This window comes from Drancourtella sp. An57 (assembly GCF_002161525.1).
GTDB lineage: Bacteria > Bacillota > Clostridia > Lachnospirales > Lachnospiraceae > Sellimonas > Sellimonas catena.
Genome location: NZ_NFHY01000012.1, coordinates 96282 through 119816 on the forward strand (window position 1 = coordinate 96282; position 23535 = coordinate 119816).

General features: G+C 43.5%; 17 protein-coding genes. 14 read left to right on the forward strand and 3 right to left on the reverse strand.

Going from position 1 to position 23535, the window contains the following annotated elements; genetic code table 11:
* The first annotated feature begins 13 nt into the window (after positions 1 to 13).
* The 12 genes from B5G11_RS16360 (at position 14) to B5G11_RS11305 (ending at position 16776) form a co-directional block, all read left to right on the forward strand.
* Positions 14 to 157: a hypothetical protein gene (locus tag B5G11_RS16360; RefSeq protein ID WP_158099267.1), complete on the forward strand. Its 144-nt coding sequence runs from the start codon at positions 14 to 16 to the stop codon at positions 155 to 157.
* A gap of 53 nt (positions 158 to 210) precedes the next feature.
* Positions 211 to 3237 (forward strand): type 2 lanthipeptide synthetase LanM family protein, encoded by a 3027-nt coding sequence (locus B5G11_RS11250; RefSeq protein WP_087253720.1) that lies wholly within the window; start codon positions 211 to 213, stop codon positions 3235 to 3237.
* 239 nt (positions 3238 to 3476) lie between these two features.
* Positions 3477 to 4073, forward strand: a complete 597-nt coding sequence (locus B5G11_RS11255) for a hypothetical protein (RefSeq protein WP_087253723.1) — start codon at positions 3477 to 3479, stop codon at positions 4071 to 4073.
* A gap of 717 nt (positions 4074 to 4790) precedes the next feature.
* Positions 4791 to 5309, forward strand: coding sequence for a hypothetical protein (locus tag B5G11_RS11265; RefSeq protein WP_087253729.1), 519 nt, complete (start codon positions 4791 to 4793; stop codon positions 5307 to 5309).
* A 371-nt stretch (positions 5310 to 5680) separates the two neighbouring features.
* Positions 5681 to 7822, forward strand: a complete 2142-nt coding sequence (locus B5G11_RS11270) for a radical SAM peptide maturase, CXXX-repeat target family (RefSeq protein WP_087253731.1) — start codon at positions 5681 to 5683, stop codon at positions 7820 to 7822.
* A 24-nt stretch (positions 7823 to 7846) separates the two neighbouring features.
* Positions 7847 to 8116 carry a hypothetical protein gene (locus B5G11_RS11275; RefSeq protein WP_087253734.1) on the forward strand — a complete coding sequence of 90 codons (270 nt, stop codon included), beginning with the start codon at positions 7847 to 7849 and terminating at the stop codon, positions 8114 to 8116.
* A gap of 305 nt (positions 8117 to 8421) precedes the next feature.
* The gene (locus tag B5G11_RS11280; protein ID WP_158099268.1) at positions 8422 to 10407 is read left to right on the forward strand and encodes an FtsX-like permease family protein; all 1986 of its coding nucleotides are present in this window, start codon (positions 8422 to 8424) and stop codon (positions 10405 to 10407) included.
* A complete protein-coding gene (locus tag B5G11_RS11285; RefSeq protein WP_087253741.1) occupies positions 10407 to 11159 on the forward strand; it encodes an ABC transporter ATP-binding protein in 753 nt (250 codons plus the stop codon). The genes B5G11_RS11280 and B5G11_RS11285 overlap by 1 nt, the downstream gene beginning before the upstream one ends.
* 1 nt (position 11160) lies before the next feature.
* On the forward strand, positions 11161 to 12864 hold the full coding sequence (locus tag B5G11_RS11290; protein WP_087253743.1) for an ABC transporter ATP-binding protein: 1704 nt from the start codon (positions 11161 to 11163) through the stop codon (positions 12862 to 12864).
* 262 nt (positions 12865 to 13126) lie between these two features.
* The gene (locus B5G11_RS11295; RefSeq protein ID WP_087253746.1) at positions 13127 to 15766 is read left to right on the forward strand and encodes an FtsX-like permease family protein; all 2640 of its coding nucleotides are present in this window, start codon (positions 13127 to 13129) and stop codon (positions 15764 to 15766) included.
* 57 nt (positions 15767 to 15823) lie between these two features.
* On the forward strand, positions 15824 to 16327 hold the full coding sequence (locus B5G11_RS11300) for a hypothetical protein (RefSeq protein ID WP_087253749.1): 504 nt from the start codon (positions 15824 to 15826) through the stop codon (positions 16325 to 16327).
* Between the two features lie 110 nt (positions 16328 to 16437).
* Positions 16438 to 16776, forward strand: coding sequence for a nucleotidyltransferase domain-containing protein (locus B5G11_RS11305; protein ID WP_087167108.1), 339 nt, complete (start codon positions 16438 to 16440; stop codon positions 16774 to 16776).
* A gap of 154 nt (positions 16777 to 16930) precedes the next feature.
* Here B5G11_RS11305 and B5G11_RS16790 read toward each other — a convergent pair whose 3' ends face one another.
* The 3 genes from B5G11_RS16790 to B5G11_RS11315 form a co-directional block, all read right to left on the reverse strand.
* Entirely contained in the window at positions 16931 to 17098 is a 168-nt protein-coding gene (locus tag B5G11_RS16790) for a hypothetical protein (protein WP_242959042.1), read from the reverse strand.
* Positions 17099 to 17124: 26 nt separating this feature from the next.
* Positions 17125 to 17364 (reverse strand): NAD(P)H-dependent oxidoreductase, encoded by a 240-nt coding sequence (locus tag B5G11_RS16795; RefSeq protein ID WP_242959043.1) that lies wholly within the window; start codon positions 17362 to 17364, stop codon positions 17125 to 17127.
* 114 nt (positions 17365 to 17478) lie between these two features.
* Entirely contained in the window at positions 17479 to 18675 is a 1197-nt protein-coding gene (locus B5G11_RS11315) for a Gfo/Idh/MocA family oxidoreductase (protein ID WP_087253752.1), read from the reverse strand.
* Between the two features lie 140 nt (positions 18676 to 18815).
* Between B5G11_RS11315 and B5G11_RS11320 the strand changes: the two genes are divergently transcribed.
* A complete protein-coding gene (locus B5G11_RS11320) occupies positions 18816 to 22280 on the forward strand; it encodes a DNA polymerase III subunit alpha (protein ID WP_087253755.1) in 3465 nt (1154 codons plus the stop codon).
* A gap of 109 nt (positions 22281 to 22389) precedes the next feature.
* A complete protein-coding gene (gene pfkA, locus B5G11_RS11325) occupies positions 22390 to 23364 on the forward strand; it encodes a 6-phosphofructokinase (RefSeq protein ID WP_087253758.1) in 975 nt (324 codons plus the stop codon).
* Positions 23365 to 23535 lie beyond the last annotated feature (171 nt).

Genomic DNA, 23535 nt, shown 5'->3' on the forward strand with positions numbered 1-23535 from the left:
AGAGGAAAGTAAAATGGGAGAAAAAGACTATCGCTATGTTGCGGGAGATTTAAAAACAGAACTGGATGAAGTGAATAGAATGGAAAAGAAAGAGACAGAAGAAGTACAGGAATTTACAAAGAATTGGGATTCTTTTTTGACGATTATTTGTTGCTAACTATTTTAAGAGCAGGTTGTTCATACGAGCATCCTGCTTTTTTGGAGGAAATTATGAAAGATACCTATTTATGGGAAAGAGATTATATACATGATCATGTGATATCAGTCAATGAAGAGAAAGAGAAATACTGGGATCAGCTTTTAGGAGAAACTATGGTGGCAGAACTGCGGAAGCGATATCCAGAATTTCAGGCATATCTAGAAGATTGGATATTTGAAGTAAAAAAAGAAGTTGACATGAGTGCCATGAATAAAGAATATCGGGAATGGACCGAGCCATCCTATGAGATACACAGAAACATAAGGGGGACGAAACTGTTCTTTGCAGAATTTTACCAGCCTTTCTTGATAACAGGGATAGAGGAATTCAAACGTCAGTTAAATACCGGGAAAGAGCAGATCGCTCCGGGCGTATATGAAGATTTTAGGGATGAACTGGCTGTCCGTCTGCAAAATATTGCGCTCCGCACCTTGATTGCGGAAATGCATGGTTACAAGCAAAGGGGAATGCTAAAGGGAGCGGACTCGAAAGAGGAGTATCAGGACTTTTGCAGAATATGTGGAAGAAAAGAGTTTTTCTATTATATCGCAGACACCTATCCGGTATTGAGCCGATGTATCCGGGAGCGTATAGAGTGTCAGATCCAGTACTATGTACAGGTAGTGCAATGGTTCCGAGAAGATTCTGATAAAATCGGGGAACTCTTTTTTGACGGGGGAACTCAGGGCAGGATCACAGGGATAGAATCGGGACTATCGGATCTTCATAGCGGCGGAAAAGAAGTGCTGAAAATATGCCTGGAAAACGGGGAAAAGCTACTTTTAAAACCTCGCTCTATGGAGAATGAACAGTTTTTCACGAGGCTTCTGGGGTGGATCAGTGAAAGGACAGGGTCAAGCCAATATCACTATACAATTTTATCCCGTTACGACCATAGCTGGTGTGAAATCGTGGAATATCAAAGCTGTGAATCGGAACAAGATATACATCCGTATTACAGACGGCTGGGAGAACAGCTCTTTCTCGCCTATCTCCTTGGAACGAGCGATATTCACGCTGAAAATCTGATTGCTTGTGGACCGTATCCGGTGATCGTTGATCTGGAAGCATTGGCACGTCCGGGGAAAGAGACACGGGCGGAGTCAGCGGAAGATGCAATTTATTCCTGGCTCAGGGAATCGGTGATTGGAACAGGAATCCTGCCTTTTTATGTGTGGAACAAAGAGGGAGAGGGAATTGACGAGAGTGCCATTCATAGCCAGAAAGGACAGAAGCTTCCATTTCAGATTCCGGCGGTGGCGGAAGAGGAGACTTCCAATATGTATATCACCTACCGGGAGGGATTTACTTCCGCAGGAAGGAATCTTGCATGGATGAAAGGAAAAGAGGAAACGATCGCGGCATATGTGGACGATCTTCTTGCCGGATTTTCCGAGGCGTATCAGGCGGTGGAGAAAGAAAAAGGGAGCTTTCAAAGTGTTCTGGAAGAAGGGAAAGGACTCCAAAGCAGGGTTGTTTTGATGCATACGCAGCGGTACGCGATGCTGTTAAACAGTTCCTATCACCCGTCCCTTCTGATGGATGGAGCGGATCGGGAAATCTTCCTGTGTTCCATTGGACAGGGACGATGGAACAGGGAAGAGCGGATTGTCCGGGAAGAAATTCTGGCATTGCTGCGGGGAGACATTCCATGCTTTTCCAGCGGAATGGATGAGAAGAGCTTGTATGCCGGAGAGGAGAAGTGTGAGGAAGCCTTTTTTCAAAGAACAGCATACAGCTGGGTTTTGGAACGTCTGGGACAGCTCGATCAAACGGACAGGAATAAGCAGTGTGAACTGATTCGTACATCCATGGAACTTATTCCGGAGAAAAAAGAGCATTTTGTGAATCAGATATACGAAGTCAGAGCGGACGAGGAATTTGAACGGACGGTGAATAAGGAAAGTCTGGATCGGGTCATTACTATGCTGTCAGACAGATTGTGCAGTTATGCGCTCTGGAATCAGAAGAAGAGCGAGGTGAGCTGGCCTGTCCTTCGCTTTGCTTCTTCCGGGAGCTGTGCGTGGCAGATCCGTCCGATGGGTATTTACTTTTATGATGGATTAAGCGGGATGCTGCTCCTTACTACTGTAATGCAGGAAAAACAAAAATCCGAAAGAATTGAGAGAATCCAGAAAGCGTTACAGAGACAGTTGTTTCGATATACAGATGAGGGGATGGAAGATCTAAAGAATCTACAGTCCCAAAATACCGGGGCGTATACAGGGGAAAGTTCTGTCGTCTATACCTATTTAAAACTGTATCAACTGACAAAGGAAGCGATTTATTTACAGTATGCCAGAAAACATGCGGAAATCGTTTCAAAAATCGTTCCGAAAGATACTTGTGCCGACCTGCTTGGAGGGAAAGCGGGAGCAGCATGGATCTTCCTTCAGATGTTTGAGCAGACGGGAGAAGAGAGATATGTGAAGGAGGCAGAAAAGGCAGTCTACTCTATGTTCCCGCAGGCGGTGAAGATGGATTGTGGAATCGGCTGGAAATTGGAAACAGGAGAAAATCCAATCAGTGGAATGGCACATGGAAACGCTGGAATTCTGATGCCGGTTCTTGCACTTTGGGAACTTACGAAGAAACAGGAATATGAAATCCTGGCAGAAAAGATCCGGGAATATGAAGAGAGCCTTTATCGTGAAGAAAGAGGAAACTGGATCGATAAAGGGCAAGATCAGGAAGAGGGAGAAGATACTGTAGCATGGTGTCATGGGACTGCCGGCATCTTGCTGGCGAGGCTGTGGTGCTATCAACATGTGACGGACAGAACATGGAAAGAAAGACTGAAAATCGATATTGAAAGAGCGTATCGAAAAACAGAAACATACTGGAAACGCGACAGCTGGAGTCTGTGTCATGGAACAGGAGGTAATCTGTGGATTCTGGAAATGGCGGATCAGATGTTTGGGAAGGAGAAAAAGGAAAGGAATGATATGGCCGGATTTAGGCTACTTCCACAGGAGAAATTAAATCCGGGGATTATGAGCGGATATGGAGGAATTTTGTTATATCTCTTGACAAAATAGTCTAAAAATAAGAAAAAGCAAAACTAAAGGACAGAAAATTTAAAGTCAAGGACAGAATATTGAAAAAATATTATTTGTGAATTAAAATATAACTAACTAATAAAAAGGAAGGGAATAAAGAGATGGGGTGATGCCGATGATCTTTAAAATTTAATTTAGCAGATGAGAGAAGGTGGCTAAACCGATGAATTCGTAAGAACTTGTGCTTTTAGAAAGTACTTGAGGAAGGAGTTGTTACTATGAAAAAATTTTTAAAAAGATCTGTTGCCTTATTATTGAGTGCAACGTTATGCTTTGCGTTATGTCCTACAGCATTAGCTGCAGAAAAGAAAACATCAGAAGACGATTTATCGCAAACAATTCCTGATGAAACAAAAGAATATTATATTTATGTAGATGATGGCAACGGAAATATGATTCCGATTTTAGTTCAGGAAAACACCTATCATTCTAATGATCCAGTGACTCGTGCAACGCCGGGCCAAAGTGAAAGTGGTGGATATAGAGTAGGAGATATCAAAACTGTTACAACGAGGATTTCTAATGCCTCTATAAGTTCCAGTCTTAGTAAAGGAACAGTACTTTCTTTCGCTTTAAAGTCCAAACTTGCTACACTGATTTTAAGTCCTAATACTGCTGCGGTAGGTGCTACCATTGGGGGCGGTTTAGCTGTTGCTACAGTTCTGGGAAGAGCAATAGTCGATCAAAATGTTGCTGCTGGCAATAACGGGTTTGTTGTAACAACAAAGTACAAATGGGGACATTTTGTAAACAATATCCAGGGAACTGATTATTACGATTGGAGCTTTGTAAGTGTTACTATTGGAACTTATTAAATAAAAGTCTTTTTACTAACTGTGTTATGTAAACTTGAATAAGTATAAAGTATAAACAATAAAAATCCTCCTATACTAGCATCAATATAATTCCGAAATTTCAATTTTAATTTAGTATAGGAGGTAATATATTAAGTAGAAATTCTGTAAAGAAGATTGAAGTTATCAAATTCTTAATTGATAATTTAAAATTTGGTATATGTATTATCATAAAGATAAAAAGGCGTTTTGATAAGTAGGGGGATGGTATGAACAAGCTATTCGGCACCAGAAAGAGGTGAGAAGATTGAAAAAAGAATTTAAAATAAATTACCCGGCGATACTAGTGATCCTTACTGCAGTTGTATATGAGTTTATGTATAAACAAAATTTTTCTTCGCGCTGGCTCAATTTTGCATCAACGATGTCTTCGGTCAGTTTTTCGATCTATCTGTTTTTTGAATGGAAAAAATCACGTCGCCGTTTTGAACTTATATGTTTTATACTTTCTTTAATACCAATATTTATTATTGGAAGTTATGTAATCAGAGTTTTGATGAAACAATAGATGGAAAGGAAATCTGGAAGAACAGTTACTAAGCGACTTACACATGTGAATGATGTAATGTTGTTATATGCGTACGAGATCATCCGGTAAATTACTATTCAATAGGAAGGAGCCTGAAAATGAAGCACCAAACTATAAAGAGAATATTAGTATTCTCCCTGTGTGCAGTCATGATAAGTTTGTCAGGTTGTTCTAAGGGAGAAGAAAAACAAGAGCAAAAAGAGAAAGAAGTAGTAACTACGGTACTGGAAAAATTGTTTACAATTCCAAATCAGAAAATGCAGGATGCCTATGAAGAAGCAACGAAGATGGCAGAGCAGGCTGCTGCTGAGACAACAGAACCGGGTGCATATGGAGTATATGATTTTCAAAAGTTACTGGAAGAAATGTACGGTTCCTATTTTACAGAGGAAGGAATTGAAAGTATACCATACTGGATTTATACGAATTTGAATGTATATGCTGCGGATCGGGATGTGACAGTTACATTTAAAAATGCAGATGTTCAGCCGGAGGGAAGTTCTGAGGGAAATTATTATACATTTATAACTGAATTAGAGTATTCCATTGGCGAGAAAGAAGCAGTGTTCGAACAGAAAGGGACAGCACTGTTTGAAGATGGAAAGATCAAAAATATTTACTTTGCGGATGGGCTGATGGAAGAGATTGAAAATCAACTGTTTATGTAACAGTTGAGATTAAAATTAATGGGATGGAAATATAAACTTTAAGCTGATAATTTGACAGATAATATGATTACATGGAGCGGATTGGAGTTAAAAAGACGGTACACTGGAAAGCGATGTAAACAGACTTGATTAAGAGCCGAATAGTATGAACGGATACGTGAAATTTCTGCGTATCCGTTTTTCATTATATTGTGAAACTTCCATATAATTCAATGATAGATGATGAAAGTTCTTAAAATAAATAATGATGTAAGGAAAATAAAAATTCATGGATAGAAAAGAGAAACTCATGGTCAATTCGTTGATAAAGAATGACAATTTTGATAATGTCAGTAAAGAAGAAAATATATTATACATGAGGAGAAAATCGCATGGAAGAGACGGGATACACAGTCGGTCGTATGCGGCCTGAATGGGGAAAAGGAGGAGCACAGTCTTTGACTTTCGTGGTAACAGAAGATTGTAATCTGCGATGCAAGTATTGCTATGTCACACATAAATCAAAAGGTAAAGTACTAAATTTAGAAACGGCAAAAAAATTCATAGACTATCTTTTGACAAGTCCGGATATTCATCAGTCCGATTCGGCGGTTCTTGATTTTATTGGAGGAGAACCTTTACTGGAAGCAAAGCTGATTGAAGATATCTGTGATTACTTTAAGATCAGAGCATACGAAGAAGGAAGCCGATGGTACTGGAAGTATCGGATTAATATCAGTACGAATGGTGTGAATTATGACTCCGATGAGGTACAGCATTTGATTCAGAAAAATTCAGGGAAAATTTCTATCGGTATCACTATTGACGGAACAAAAGAAAAGCATGACTTGCAGAGAGTTTTTCCAGATGGTTCTGGGTCTTATGATACTATCCATAAAAATTTGAAATTATGGATGAGTCAGTTTGATGCGAGTACAAAAGTGACATTTGCCAGTGAAGATTTAAAGTATTTAAAAGAAAGTATTCTTCACCTTTGGGATGAAGGAATCTATAATGTTTCCGCAAATGTTGTCTATGAAAATGTCTGGCGTGAAGGTGATGATAAAATCTTTGAAGAGCAGCTCAAAGAACTGGCAGACTATATTGTAGAACATGATCTGTATAATAAAGAATACTGTACATTATTTTTAGATCATATTGGAGCGCCGTATGAAAAAGAAGATTTCAACAACACTAGCTGCGGGGCAGGAAAGATGTTGGCGATCAGTCCGGACGGCAATATCTATCCATGTATGAGGTATTATGATTATTCTCTGAATCATCAGCCGGGTTATATTATTGGAAATTTAGAGGACGGAATTGATTTTGATAAAGCAAGAGTATTCTTGTTGGCAATGTACAAATATCAATGTGATGATGAATGTCTGAGTTGTCCGATTGCCAAAGGATGTGAATTTTGCCAGGGATTTAGTTATGATGAATCTGATTCCGGGACAAATTTTCAGAAGGCAAAATATATATGCAAAATGCATAAAGCAAGAGTGAGAGCGAACAACTACTATTTTGCGAAACTGTATCATAAAACAGGTATCAAAAGACAAAACTTCCATTGGAAAAAAGAACTCTTATTTGTGTTGGATGACCAATATGCATCATTTTGTTCGTATCATAATGAAAAAATTTCAGATCAACGAATGGATATAGAACTGGTAAAAGAAGGATTGAAGTTTGCGGAAGAAAATTTTATGAAACCTGTATTCCTTCATTCCGAACAAATCGCTGACGAATATTTGACGGATTACGAAGAAGTAGAAGTACTTCACAGAATACCAATTCAAGCTTACCGTGAAGATCTGCCATTTTATGATTATCAGATTATTGTAGATGATACCTCGATTGATTTGTTGGACAAAATACCATTTCAATCGAACATCATTTTTAATTTGTCCTACGAAAACATATCAAAATTATCGGATATGATGGAAGTGGTGTGGAGAAAGACGGACAGGATTAATTTGAATTTATCTAACTTGTCCAAGACATCTGATCTAAGTGAATATCAAAGGCAATTAGAAAAGTGTGCTTATAAAATCAATGAAATAGAAAAGCATACAGGTATGTTAAAAGAATTGAACGTACTTACAGATATTATGTTTATCAAGGAACATGAGGGATGTCCGGCGGGAGAAGATAGTGTTACGTTGGCTTCGGATGGACACTTTTATGTTTGCCCGGCATTTTATTCCAATCATCTTCCTTCCATAGGGGATTTGAAGACAGGAATCAAAATACCAAATGAGGAATTATATCGAAAAGATCACATGCCATTATGTGAGAAGTGTACATCATATCAATGCGAAAACTGTAAGTTTATTAACAAGAGATGCACGAATGAAGTCAATGTTTCCCCGGCGTTCCAGTGCAAAAAGGCACAGATCGAAGAGAAGACAGCAATGAAATTGCAGAAGCTTTTAGAGGGAAGATATGAATTTACAAATATCATATCCGCAAAAGAGTTTGAAGATCCGATTGATATGGTTTTAGATGGAAAAATGATGCGAGGATACTTTTAATTTCGTAGAGAAGAGGGAAGAAAGATGCAGATATTGGCAAATTTGTCTCATGAAGAGACGACCTATGTTTATGATCTGATAGAAAAAAAGTTTGCATTGGAAAATTTGGAACTTTGTCTGGTAGAAGAGAAAGACAAACAGGATTTATATTGCAAATGTAAGGTAGAAAAGGAAGAAACTGAACAAAAATATGATCAATGGTGGAGCGATATGATTGAGAAATATCAGTTGCAGGGATACCCGTACGAAAAACTAATAGTTGATGCAATCGGTGAAACGATTCAAATGGAGTAGGTTATATAAAAATTTATATAACAAAATCAATATAGGAGGTGCGCAGAATATGAGCAGATATGATTCCAAAGTGAGAAAGACTCCGGCAAATAGTCCAGAGCCAAGATTATGTTTTGGATGTAGGGAATCGTGTTTTCTGGTTAGCTGTGAAGGTACATGCAGTCTGAACTGTACTGTATCTACCAGCTCCAGACCGCCAGTACGCAAAGTGATTAAGTAGTATACTTAACAACAGAATTGCCATGTTTACATGGCAATTCTGTTGTTATATACTCAGTGTATAATAATAGTTGCAGAGGTGTATGATGTTTAATAAAATTATTCTCAAAAATTTTAAAAGTAATTTACATAATTACATTTTATTTTTCATCAGCAACATTGTTGCAGTGGCGGAGATGATCGCGTTCTGGGGTATAAATGACATTGTGACAAAAGCAATTACAGATAAGGTGACGGCAGCGGCACTGAAAATGGACTTCAAGATTGCAGCCGGACTCATTACCGTCATCACTGTTTTGCTGATGGTTTTTTCTATGAAGCACTATATTCAGCTTCGGATGAAGGACTATTCTACTTTTGTTATTCTTGGTATGAGGAAGCGCACCTCCTATCTTATGATGCTGACAGAGTATGTAGCGGGCTGTGTGTTCTCTTTGATTCTGGGGATTCTGCTTGGAATCGGGTTGTTATACGGCATCCAGTACTGGATCCGGGGCGTCTATCCGGAATTTATCAAGATCACGGCATTTGACTGGAAGATTCTGAGAAATGCCTGCGGTCTGAGCATCGGAATCATGGCGCTTGTTTTCGTGGCGCTGATTACGTGGATGGACGGGAAGGATATGAGCGCCTTCATGTCGTCCGCAGAGCAGAATGAGAAACGTCCGGTCAGCGGGCGGTGGCTTCTGCTGGTTGTATTGGGTATTGTTCTTCTTGTGATTGGGGAAGACATGTATCAGGGTTCGGATTCTATGTATCTGACGTCCCATGCGGTCTTTCCGGCAGGCATGGTACTGATTGTCGTGTTTGGACTGGCGTGGGTGCTGGAGCGGTTTCGGAAACGGAAAAAATCTTATCTGCGCCATATTTTTCAGCTAAACCAGTTGTACAGTAAATTCCAGAATAATCTGATGATCCTGATCCTTCTGTTAGTGATTCACTTTTTTGCTCTGACCTATCTGACAGTGGAAATTTCCAGCCTCCTGCCCCTTGATAGGTACCGGGAGAACTATCCGTATGACAGTGTATGGATTGCAAGGGAAGAGGACAAAGAGTATGCAAAAGAACTGGCTGAAAAATATGACGGTACCGTAACAGAGTTTCCGATGCTGCGTGTCACAACCGCTTATACAGCACAGCAGATCGGCGTGTCCGCCTCCACATATCAAAAACTGACGGGAAAAGATTGTGATCTGGAAGGACGCGAGATCTGGTTTGGCATGGAGGATGCGGAATTTCGGAAGGAAAAAGATATAACGAACTGGGACAGTCATGATTTGTATGAAGATGTGTTTGTAGGAAATTATGATCCAGAGTTTAATATGGTCATGCTGAAGAATACAGAGGAAGGGAAACCGTATCATTACGAATTGACGAAAGCTTTCACCCAGAGTCTTATCGGACAGTATTCGCTGGATCAGTACCATGAAAACATGGTTATTTTTTCCGATGAGTTCTTTGAAGAACGGTGGCAGGAAGTGCGGAGGGACAAGACGGAAGCTTCCGAGCTTTACCTGTTTACTTTCCCGGCGAGGGAAAGAGCGGATGCATACACAGAACTGACTGCATATAATGATGCCAATGGAATCAAAAATAAGAATGAAGTAATGATGGAGAACAGTCTGTACAATACGGATGAGTTTTTGAAGGGACAGCGGATGCGTGCGGTATTCAGCCTGTCCAGCAAGCTGTTTTTGATGGCGACCCTTCTGCTCAGCGGATTTTTCGTTGTGGCATTGAAGAACCTGTCGGAGATGACATCTTTCAAACGGCGGTATGAGTTCCTGAATTATATGGGAATGAAAGAAAAGGAGCAGCGAAAGAATATCCGGTTTGAGACAAAGATTTTGACAATGATTTCGGCAGGAGCGGCGTTTGTCATGGGTGTGCTGTATGTATGTTCCTATCTGTATCAGCAAAATACCGGAGGAGGCGACGGAGTCGGAACCGAATTCTGGAAGTACTGGGCGGCGATCATGATCGCCTATTTAGTGATAGTATATTTGATCCAACAGTTATTCGGATGGTATGTGATACGCAGATTAAAACGTGAGAGGAGGAAACAGGGGTAATGCATGTACTGGAAGTAAAAGATTTGATTCGGAATTATCAGAAGTCGTCCTTTAAAAAGAGCGAGGATGATATTAAAGTCCTGAAAGGACTGAATTTTACCGTGGAGGAAGGAGAGTTCGTCGGCATCATGGGAAAATCCGGGTGCGGGAAGACGACTCTTCTGAAGGTACTTGGCATGATCGACAAGCAGACGGATGGAGAGGTTTTCTTCATGGAGCAGAATACCACAGATCTTTTCGGGGATAAGCTGGCGGACATCCGAAGGACCAAGATCGGATTTATCTTTCAGGATTTTTATCTGATGGACAGTCTGTCCGTGGAAGAAAATATCATGCTGCCGATGATCCTCGGAAAAGAAAAAGTGGATGTCATGACAAAGGCGGCGAAGAAATATGCAGATCAGTTTGAGATCACCCATCTGCTCAAGAAGAATCCGTACGAACTGTCCGGAGGAGAAAAGCAGAGAGTGGCGATCTGCCGGGCGCTCATCAACGACCCGGATCTGGTACTGGCGGATGAGCCGACGGGGAACCTGGACTCCAAGTCCGGGAAGATCGTCATCGACGCTCTGAACCGGATCAACCGGGAGTTCGGAAAGACCATCGTTATGGTAACACATGATCCGCAGATGGCAAGCAACTGCAGCCGGATCATTCTATTGAAGGACGGGGTGATTCTGGATACCCTCAACCGGGGAGACAATCAGGAGAAATTTTATCAGGAGATTATCGGCCGGATGGCAGATCTGTAATATGGGAAAAGATATTTACAAGCAGTTTTTGAAAACGAGAGAGGGGCTTCTCATACTTCTTGTACTTATCATTGGCATAGGTGTGGGGCTAAATGGATTAGCCCCCTATGTCTTTGGAAAAGTGATTGATGTGATTTCGCTTGATCAAAAAGAAACCTTTCAAATCTGGATTGTGATCTACATATTTTTACTTTTGTTGGTACAAGTTTTTTCTTTGATGGAGACTCTGATTGGACAGTGGACCGTAACCAGCATTGAAAATGACATGAAAGGTCAGATGATGAAAAGAATCACGCATCTAAAGACAAAAGATGCAGAAGTTTATGAAAAGGGGGAACTGCTTAACCGCATTGAGTTTGATGTTGAGACAGTAGCAGGATATTATATTGATCTTATCAGCAGTGTCCTGATGATTATTCTGAATTTGGCAATTTCAGTCTATTTTGTATTACTGATTTCCTGGAGATTAACACTGATTGCTGTCGGATTTCTTCCGGTTCTTTACTTTGCAAATTATATGTTTCGTAATCGGATTCGGAAAATAGAACGGCAAAAAAAAGAAGTAAGTGATGAATATTACAGTTTTTTAAATCAGGCATTTTCCGGACTGAATTCGATTAAAGCATTTGGAATCCAAAAAAAGATTGTGGAAAAGTTTTCTTCTTTGTTGAAATATAAATTGAAAGTAGAAATGAAAAATACGGAATTGACATCAGGAGTCACAGCACTGAGGGCTGTTCTTGGGAGTATAATGAATGTGGTACTCCTTACTGTAGCAGGATTTTTTATTATGGATGGGAAAATGACAATTGGAAATATGGTTGCATTTAATTCCTATCTGGAAATGCTGATGCAGGCGGTATCGAAAGTTCTTGAGTTGAATCTGAACAAGCAGGGCGTGATCGTGAGTTATGAGCGAATCAGTCAAGTGAAAGAAGAACTGATGGAGACAAAAATGAACGGCAGCATAGTATTGCATGAGATGATTCACACAGTATGCTTTCATCATGTTTCGTTTTCTTATGAAAAGAATACAGAAGTACTCCGCAACATTTCATTTCAGATTGATAAGCCGGGGCTTTATTCTTTCGCCGGGGAGAATGGAACAGGAAAAACAACTATTCTGAAACTTCTGGAACGATTTTATCAACAGAATAGCGGAACCATTACAGTGAATAACATTCCGATAGAAGAATATGATATTTTGTCATTGCGGAATCAGATTTCTTATATGGAGAAAGAACCCTTTTTTATTTCAGGCGATGTTTATCAAAATCTCGGCTTTGGAGATGCTTCTATATCGAGAGAAAAAATGGAAGAAATCTGTAGAAAGACGGGAATACACAGAGATATCATGGAACTGGACAAGCAATATCGTACAGAAGTCACGGAAGGGGCATCCAAATTTTCAAGCGGACAAAAACAGAAACTTGGTCTTGCGCGGGCAATTTTAAGAAACAGTTCACTTTATCTTTTGGATGAAGTGACATCAGACTTGGACGGGGCGGCAGAGAAAGTTATCTGTGATGTGTTGGAAGAGATTGGGAAAAAGGCAATTGTCATTAGCGTCAGCCATAAAGAGGAAGTACTAAAAAGAAGCGATCAGATTTTTGTACTAAATCATGGAGAAATTGTTGCATCAGGGACACATGAGCAGTTGTTGGAAAATTCAGAAGAATATCAGAAGTTATATAAAGAACAGTAGAAGGGAATAGATTATGACGGATACGCGATTTGTGCGTATCCGTTTTGTAATTGCGTTGTAAAAAATGTCAAAAAAATTAATGATAATAGAGTGAAAAGATATTGAAAATGAATAGTCTGAATGTTATTATTTAGACAAATTAGAGATGAAAAAACATTGTAAACAGAAATCTGTTTTTGGTAAGAGGTGAGACCGATGGTGCGTAAAGCAAGAGGATAAAAAGTTCATACGAAGCCCGGGGGAGGCTGGAGGTGAAGGTGTTATGAAGAAGAGATCGAAATATCAGCAAAAGATCTGGTGGTGCCGCCTGATTGTAAGTGTCGTTCAGGTTTTACTGTTTTTGTTTTGTCCCATCATACTGAAAGAAGGGAAAACATGTGGCGCGAGGGTGATTTTCACTATGATAGTGGATACGGGATTTCAGATCCGGTATATTCTGTTGATGCTCTGCATGCTGCCGGCTCTGCTTTATCTGATTCGTTTTATCCTTTTGATCCGCAATAAAAGTCTTGGTGTTTTGGAAAAACTTTCTGCAAAGACGCTGTGCTGGCTGGGAATTTCTATTTTTGTTGTGTCAATGCTGCCGCTTTCTCCGGATGATTTCAACAAGACGGATATAGCGGGCATGATGCTTGTATACTGCCTGTTTGTTTTCATCGGGGGAATTGAGTTTTTATACTGCCGTTGTCAGGAAACGATAGAAGACACCGAGGAAGAGGTGATTGCGGCTCGGGAGAAAGAGAAGATCGACAGACAGCACCGGAAGAAGGCGAATTACTTTCCGGGGAAGTACCCGAAGGAATTTTATCAGGTGATCCGCAGGATGTTCCGGGCCAGAATGAAGGTGCAGGTATTGATGATTGCTTCGGAAGCTTTTGCAGCAGCGAGCCTCTTTATCGTATTTTCCATGTATGGAATCATGAAAGATACTTATGAGATGGAGAGTTCCATTACCGGGGATGGGCTGTATGGCCTGTTTCGTAGCCTTGGTCTGATTCTGATCCTTTTACACCTCGTGATGATGACGATGATGAGTGCCTGGTATATCAAAGAAGCGAAAAAGGATTTCCGTCTGCTTGTTATTCTTGGAATCAGACGGCGGACAGTCTACATGCAGTTTCTGCTGGAATTCTGGGCGGGCGTGTTGATCGCCGCAGTGTTTGGTCTGGGAGCAGGGGCGGTAGCAGCTTCTGCAATGCGGATGGAGCTGCAAAAAGGGATCCCGGGCGGAGCGGTATTTCCGGAAGTCGTTACCGGAAACTATTTTCTCATCGGACTGATTTCTTTCCTGATTCTGATGGGATTGTCATTGGCTTTTAATCAGGAAAACTTCATTGACCTGGGACAGTCCGTGGATAGAAATGAGGACGTACAGAAGGAAGAACGATTGAGGAAAGGAATCAGTCTTTGGATTGCAGGAGGATTGTTTCTGGCAGCTCTGGCGGTGGGATGGTATTCGGTCAGAGAATGGGCGGAAAGCAGGTTCATCCATATTTTGACGGTTCTGGCAATGTTCCTTCTGCTCGCCGGCGGAACAGCACTGTGGATGCGGATACGGGAGAGAAAGCATAGATATGATACCGGTCTTTTGAAAATGAACCTGTTTTATCACAAGTTTGAGAGTAATATAGAGCGTCTGTTTCTTCTGGCAGTGATCCAGTTCCTTGCGCTTGGGATGTTTGCGGCGCCGATGGCGGGGGCATGTATTCCGCAGAAGATTCCGTCCATGTACCCGTATGATATCGTTGTGACGGCATATGAGCCGGAGCTTGAGAGGCTGGAAGCGATTGCGGATAAGTATGAAGCACGGGTTACGCAGTATCCGATGCTTCGGATGACTTCCATCTACGGGAGCGATAAAATCAAGCCGTGGAGAACGACAACCAGACCAATCCAGTGGCCGCAGGGACAGCAGATTGCCATTTCGGAAAGCACCTATCAGCAGATGCGGAAATTTATGGGAAAAGAGCCGAAAAAGCTTTCACTGCAGGGCGAGGAGCTGCATGTAGTGTATCAGCAGGATCTTTCTGTCAAGGCACATACGATCGACTGGGATACCGGACGCCTGGAAAAGCATTTAAGATTCGGCCAGCCTCTGGAATATTATAATCCGGATGATTTTCGCAGATTCTTTCCGGTCAGAACCATCGCAGGCGAAGAGCGAGCCAGCCTGACGGGAAGCTTTCATCAGGGAATGCAGGACAATCTGATCGTGTTGACAGATTCGTATTTTCAGGAAAATTATGACCGGATCACGGCATATAACAGGGAAAACTGGGAGACGAGACAGAAGATGACGAGAGAAGAGTGGCGGATGTACACAGTCCGGCATCCGGAGAATCTTACAGAGGGACCAACGACACTCTTCTGTATGAATCTGGATGATGCCCTTGTGGATCAGGCAGCGGCGGATCTGGAATATCTGAACGAGGAGCAGGATTTTGACACGGTATGGGACAATAATATTCAGCCGTTTTATGTGAAATCTCAAATGATCGTCAATACAGAGTCGGAAATCTTTTTTACGAGAATGGGGAATGGATTCATTCTGCTGGTACTGATGATTCTCGGAGTCTTCCAGTTCTTTGTAAAAGTCAAGTCGGAAGAAGATAACTGGCGGTGGGAGAATATCTTCCTAAAACGTCTTGGAATGCACGAGAAGGAACGAAAAGCCAAGCTCCGGTATCAGATCCGGATGTTTGTACTCATACCGGTGCTGTCCGGGATCACGGGAGGAGTTATCTTCGCGGCATTGACTGCAAAGGCAAGGCTGTATACCATGCAGGAAACGCTGCAGTTTGCTGGATATCTGGGAATTATCTATCTGATCTGGATTCTGGTGTGGGCAGCGGTCTGTCAGGTGATGAACTGGAATATCTGGAAACATGTTGAGAAAGAATAGGGAAAAAGTGAGATCTTGTGCTCCGGACAGGGGCTTCCTGTTCAGAAAGGAGAGCTTATGAAAAGAAAGTATATTTATACGATAGTAGCTGCAGCACTTCTGGTCTGCCTTGGTATGTCGGTTGTTTTTCTTAGACCGGACAAGGAGGAACAGCTCGTAAAGGAGTTTCTGGATCAGACATTCACCAAGAGCGAAGAAAATGCAGAATTGTATCAGGCAGTCATGGATTCGCCGACCGTGATCGGGCAGGGAGTGGATCCGCAGACAGAGAAAGAAACGGCGGGAAAAGCGCAGCAGGCGTCGGAAGAATTTGAAAAAGCATACAGCACCTATCTGGATTCAAATGGCATGAATGATTTCCAGAACGGACTGTTTGGCTATATGCTGGACTTGTATACGGCGGACGAGACGTGGGAAATTTCTGAAACAGAAATCACGAAAGATAACGAAGCGTATAAATTCCGCGTCAGCATGAATGTGGGAGATACGCCGCAGGAAATTCAGGGAAGAGCAGAAGTGATCGATGGAAAGATCGGCAGCCTGGATGTTACAGAGTTATAGGAAATACTGGGGAAACAGCAGCAGGATTTAGCCTGCTGCTGTTGATTTTTGGTATGTAGAATGTATATACTATAATTGAAATTGAGAAACATCCGGGAAGGAGGAAGCATATGTCTCAGGTTTTAAATGAAATATTAAAAAAATACGTGGAAGACGTGCATAAAATTTATGGAGAAAAACTGAGGACTATCATTTTATATGGCTCTTATGCCAGAGGTGATTTTAGACCGGATTCAGATATTGATATTATGATTCTGGTGGATTTATCAGATGATGAGATAAGGCGGAAGGGACATACACTTTCCGACCTGACTTTTGATTATAATTTTGATCATGATTTGGAAATTATGCCCATTGTGAAAAATCGGGATCATTTTAATAAATGGCTCAGGGCATATCCATTCTATAATAATATCAAGAATGAAGGGGTAGAATTATATGCAGCATAATTTAGATGATATTGGCGGAGCCAGAGAATTAGCTATGCATAGAATCAGCGCTGCAAAAATAAGTGCGACGAAAAACAACCGGGAATGCATCCCATAGAATGAGAGGCACCCGGTTGCTTTTTCTTTTATTTATCAGCTTATAAACATCATCGTCTTACGCTTCAAGAGCCCAGCGGGCAACCGCTTTTGCGCGTTCCAGATATTCCGGAGTATCCTGACAGGTAGATGTGGAATTACAGTTTGTAAACACTTCGGTGCGGTAGTCGGAAATGGTACGGCTTACGCTTGGCAGCGTTACGATATTCCGCACGTGGCGTTTCATCTCTTCCGGATCGGAGCCGGAGCAGGTCAGAAAAATACCGACGCGTTTTTTCGGCCCGATCTGATAGGATTTGCAGGCAAAGGTGCAGCAAAGCCGGTTTCGGCACAGCCATAGCATGCCCGGCAGAAGCCGATCTGTTTTTCGCGGATATGTACAAGATGAATTTCGGCTCCATTTTTTTCGGCTTCTTCTTTTGCGGCGGCGATCAATGCGTCTCCGTTTCCGCCGGCAGTAGGCGTTGTAGTTAAAAGCAGTATATTTTTCATTATGGTACCTCCTGATAGTTTCTTTTTTCATGATACTACAAAAAAGAAAATGGAGAAGCCATGCGTTGGTTATAAGGATGAAACCGAAAGGTTTCTACTGTAGCCCGACAGAGCCTATCTTGTCATCCACCGTCCGTTTGTAAAGTCCGGGATGGCAACCGGCTGTCCGCCCATTGCGATGGACTGTTCGGAGAGGACGCTGATGCACATCCAGGAAGCCGCGTCATAGACGTCGATCGGGCAAGGCCGTCCGTCGCGGATACACTGTGCGAATTCCCGGAAGACGAGGTAGTCCATACCGCCGTGTCCTCCTTTGATTTCGCTCTTCAAGAAGTCTTTCCAGATCGGATGGTCATACTGCTCTTCGTATTCTTTTGCATTTCCCCAGTGTTTGTTCCAGAAGAATTCCTCTTCCAGGGAATACAGTCCGTCCAGGAAGACGGAATCGGTCTTTTCCTCATACATGCCCTTTGTGCCGCAGACTGTGAAATCACGGCTGTAGTAGCGTGGAAGAGAGGTGTCGAGTGTCAGCAGAATCGTCTCCCCTCCGGCACAGGTGATGACGGTATTGACAACATCACCCTGAGCAAACCGGGCGTGAAGCAGGGACTGGTCGCAGTCCGGGTGCCGGCGCACGTATTCATTCATCCCTTTGGAGATGGAAGCGGTGCTTGTCAGAGTGAGCATCCGGTTTCCGTGGTTGATATCAAGGATCCTTGCGATCGGACCGAGTTCGTGAGTCGGATAGTTCTCCGCATTACGGTTGAGATAATTTCTGAGACGGTAATGGCGGTTTTCTTTTCCGCGGGTAACCTCGCTTCTCAGATCATGCATATAGCCGCCGCGGCAGTGGACGATATCTCCGAATACACCCTGCTCTTTCATATTCAGGGCCATCAGCTCCCGGCGCCCGTAACAGCAGTTTTCCATAAACATAAATGGTGTTTTTGTCTCTTCGTAAGTCCGGACAAGCTCCCAGCATTCTTCCAGACTGTATACGCCTCCGACTTCAATTCCTACCGGGATTCCTGCTTTCATTGCCTGGATGGCAGCAGGTACGTGGTGCTCCCAGGAGGTAGCGATAATCAAAGCGTCAATATCCGAGCGGGTCAGAACTTCTGAATACTCCGGCTCGGCAGCAGGACGATGCCCGCAGCGCTCTTCGATCAGGTCCTGTGCCTGTTTGATTCTGTCTTCATAAGCGTCACATACGACAGAAATCTGCATTTCCGGGATATACAAAAGGGTTTCCTTTAAAAGCATATAGCCTCTGCTTCCCAGTCCGACAAGTCCGATCTTTAATGGTTCCATAATCAAGTCCTCCTTCATGAAATCTCATCCACAGCATAGCACAAAGCAAAGAGAGTTACAATAATCACAATTCTCTTTTCGCCCCTGTTTTCCGATGCCTTTTTTTCTGCTATAATAGGTACCGGAAAAGGAGGAACACAATGAGTTTTGTACATTTGCATGTTCATACAGAATATAGTTTGTTAGACGGTTCCAACAAGATCAAGGAGTATGTCGCCCGTGTGAAGGAACTCGGCATGAACAGTGCCGCCATTACGGACCACGGTGTGATGTACGGTGTGATCGATTTTTATAAAGAAGCAAAGAAGGCAGGGATCAATCCGATCCTTGGATGCGAGGTGTATGTGGCTCCGGGATCACGGTTTGACCGGGAGATGGGTCACAATGAAGACCGGTATTACCATCTTGTTCTTCTGGCGGAAAATGATGAGGGATACCACAACCTGATGAAGATTGTATCGAGAGGGTTTACGGAAGGGTATTACTACAAGCCGCGTGTGGATAAAGAGCTTTTGAGGCAGTACAGCGGCGGGATCATCGCTCTGAGTGCCTGTCTGGCCGGAGAGGTGCAGAAGAATCTGGTGAGGGGTCTTTATGAAGAGGCCAAGAAAGCCGCATACGAGTATCAGGATATTTTCGGAAAAGGGAACTTTTTCCTGGAGCTGCAGGATCACGGGATGGGCGAGCAGCAGACGGCCAACCAGGGCCTTCTTCGTCTGTCGGAAGAGACGGGAATTGAGCTGGTAGCTACCAATGACGTCCACTATACCTATGCGGAGGATGAAAAGCCGCATGACATCCTGCTTTGTCTTCAGACGGGAAAGAAGCTTTCTGATGAGAACCGGATGCGTTACGAAGGCGGCCAGTATTATGTAAAGAGTGAAGAGGAGATGCGGGGGCTCTTCCCGTATGCCCTGCAGGCACTTGAGAATACGCAGAAAATCGCAGACCGCTGCCATGTGGAGATTGAATTCGGAGTCACCAAGCTTCCGAAATACGATGTGCCGGATGGCTATACATCATGGGAATATTTGCAGAAGCTCTGCTTTGACGGGCTGGAGGACCGGTATCCGGGAAGCCCCAAGGAACTGGTGGAGCGGCTGAATTATGAGCTGGATACAATCCGCACGATGGGGTATGTGGACTACTTCCTGATTGTGTGGGATTTCATCAAGTATGCACGGGATCATGACATTATGGTGGGACCGGGACGAGGTTCCGCGGCGGGAAGTATCGTGTCCTACTGTCTTGGAATTACCAACATTGATCCGATCCGGTATAACCTGCTCTTTGAGCGGTTCCTGAATCCGGAACGTGTCACCATGCCGGATATCGACGTGGACTTCTGCTTCGAGAGAAGGCAGGAGGTCATCGATTATGTAACGAGAAAATACGGAACAGACCGTGTGGTACAGATTGTTACCTTCGGTACCCTGGCAGCCCGGGGAGTTATCCGGGATGTGGGGCGTGTCATGGATCTTCCGTACGCCTTTGTGGACAGCATTGCAAAGATGATTCCGACCGAGCTGAATATGACGCTTGACCGGGCGCTTACGATGAATCCGGAGCTGAAAAAGCTGTATGATACGGATGAGCAGGTAAGAGAACTGATTGACATGAGCAGGCGTCTGGAAGGTCTTCCGAGACATACGTCCATGCACGCGGCGGGGGTTGTCATCAGTCAGAAGTCCATCGATGAATATGTGCCGCTCTCCCTTGGATCGGACAATTCTCCGGTGACCCAGTTTACCATGACGACGCTGGAAGAGCTCGGACTTCTGAAGATGGACTTCCTTGGGCTTCGGACCCTTACCGTCATTCAGAATGCGGCCAGGCTTGCCCGGCAAAGCACCGGAAAGAAGATCGACATGTCCAGGATCGACTATGATGACAAGGCAGTCTTCGATTCCCTTTGCAGCGGAAAGACGGACGGCGTGTTCCAGCTGGAAAGCGCAGGGATGAAGAGCTTTATGAAGGAATTAAAGCCGCGGAATCTGGAGGATGTGATCGCGGGGATTTCTCTGTACCGTCCGGGACCGATGGATTTTATCCCGCAGTATGTCAAAGGAAAGAATCATCCGGAACAGATCACCTATGACTGTCCGCAGTTAAAACCGATTCTGGAACCGACCTACGGATGTATCGTCTATCAGGAGCAGGTTATGCAGATCGTGCGGGATCTGGCGGGATACACGCTGGGGCGAAGCGATATTCTGCGGCGTGCCATGTCAAAGAAAAAGGGCGATGTCATGGAGCGGGAGCGCCAGAATTTCGTCTACGGCAATCCGGAGGAAAACGTGCCGGGATGCGTGGCAAACGGCATCGATGAGAAAACGGCCAACAAGATTTACGACGAGATGATTGATTTTGCGAAATATGCCTTCAACAAGTCTCACGCGGCGGCCTATGCGGTCGTTTCCTACGAGACGGCATGGCTGAAATATTATTATCCGGTAGAATTTATGGCGGCGCTGATGACTTCGGTCATCGATAATCCGGGGAAAGTGGCGGAATACATTTATACCTGTAAGGAGATGGGCATAAAACTGCTGCCTCCGGACATCAATAAAGGGTACGGCAACTTTTCCGTGGACGGGGGCGATATCCGTTACGGCCTTGCGGCAATCAAAAGTATCGGACGGTCCGTGATCGATGACATTATCCGGGAAAGAGAGGCCGGGGGAGAGTTCAAAAACCTCCGGGATTTCGCGGAGCGGATGTCCGGCAAGGACATCAACAAAAGGACGGTTGAAAACTTTATTAAAGCCGGGGCCTTCGACTGTTTTACCGGGACGAGAAAGCAGCATATGATGGTCTATCTTAAGATCCTTGACCAGATCAATCAGGAGAAGAAATATTCCATGGCAGGACAGATGAGCCTGTTTGATATTGTGGATGAGGATCAGAGAAAGGAATTTGATATTCAGTTCCCGGAAGTGGGCGAATACGAAAAGGAGACGATGCTTGCCTTTGAAAAGGAAGTGCTTGGCGTCTATGTCAGCGGTCATCCGCTGGAAGAATACGAGGAGCGGTGGAAGAAAGCGATCACGGCGACGACACATGATTTCCAGTATGACGATGAGACCGGACATACGAAAGTCCGGGACGGGGCCAAAGAAACCATCGGCGGTATGATTACGTCCCGCACCATAAAATATACGAAGACCAACAAGGTGATGGCATTTATTACCATCGAGGACCTGCTTGGTACGGTGGAGGTCGTGATTTTCCCGCGGGATTACGAGAAGAATCAGCAGTATCTGGAAGTGGACCGGAAGGTGTTCGTAAGGGGACGGGTGTCTGAGGAAGACGAAAGTGCCAGCAAGTTGATCTGTGAGACGATCATTCCGTTTGAACAGACAGAAAAACAGCTCTGGATTCAGTATCCGGATAAGGCATCCTTCCTTCAGGAAGAGCAGCTTGTCTACTCTATGCTCCACATGAGTGAAGGGGAGGAGAAAGTCTTCATTTACTGTCAGGCAGAACGGGCAGTCAAACAGCTTCCGGCGGGGCGGAATGTGGATATCTCAGATGAACTCATGAGCAGATTGACGAACTATTTTGGCAAAGAGCGGGTAAAAGTAGTAGAAAAGTCAAAGATATAGGAAAGATATTGAAAAACGAAAATAAATAGTTTAGTATATTAGGTGGTTAAACTATTCACAGAAAACACATACAGAAATCAGGGAATGACCTAATGGAGGTATAAGAATCATGGCAAAAGAAATCAGGACAATAGGTGTTTTAACGAGTGGTGGAGATGCGCCGGGAATGAACGCGGCGATTCGTGCCGTTGTAAGAACAGCACTTGGAAATGGACTGAAGGTCAGAGGAATCAGAAGAGGATACTCAGGACTTTTAAATGAAGATATTATTGATATGTCCGCGCGCGATGTTTCCGATACGATTCAGCGCGGAGGTACGATTCTCCAGACTGCAAGATGCCAGGAGATGTGCACAGAAGAAGGACAGCAGAGAGCGGCAGCGATCTGTAAGAAATATGAGATTGACGGACTGATTGTAATCGGAGGAGACGGTTCCTTTAAAGGAGCAAGAGCGCTGTCCAATCTCGGGGTGAATACGATCGGTCTTCCGGGAACGATTGACCTGGATATCGCATGTACAGAGTACACGATCGGATTTGATACTGCGGTGAATACGGCGATGGAAGCCATCGACAAAGTACGTGATACCTCTACATCCCATGAAAGATGCAGTATCGTTGAGGTTATGGGACGTGATGCGGGATACCTTGCGCTGTGGTGCGGTATTGCCAACGGAGCAGAGAGAATTCTGCTTCCTGAAGAGCACGATTATAATGCAGAGAAGATCATCGAAGATATCAAGCTGAACAGAAAACGCGGAAAGAAGCATTACATCATCATCAATGCAGAAGGTGTCGGTAACTCCGTCGGCCTTGCAAAAGAGATTGAAGAGGCAACAGGCATGGAGACAAGAGCGACGATTCTTGGACACATGCAGCGTGGCGGAAGTCCGACAGCAAAAGACCGTGTCTATGCTTCCATCATGGGAGCAAAGGCAGTGGATCTTCTTCTGGAAGGAAAGACAAACCGTGTCGTAGGTTACAAGCACGGCGAGTATGTGGACTTTGACATTGATGAAGCACTGAACATGGAAAAAGGAATTCCGCAGTATCAGTATGATATCGCAAAAGAACTCGCTCTTTAATTTACCTTGGAAAGCCAAAAGCAGGGGGTATTACGTACTCCCTGCTTTTTTACTTTATAGGAAATTGCGTTTTTGGAGCAGTCAAAAAAAGAACGCATGTTCATCGAACATATGTTAGATAAACATGCGTTTGGGTATGACAATAAGACGTTGGCAGGATCAGAAGATATA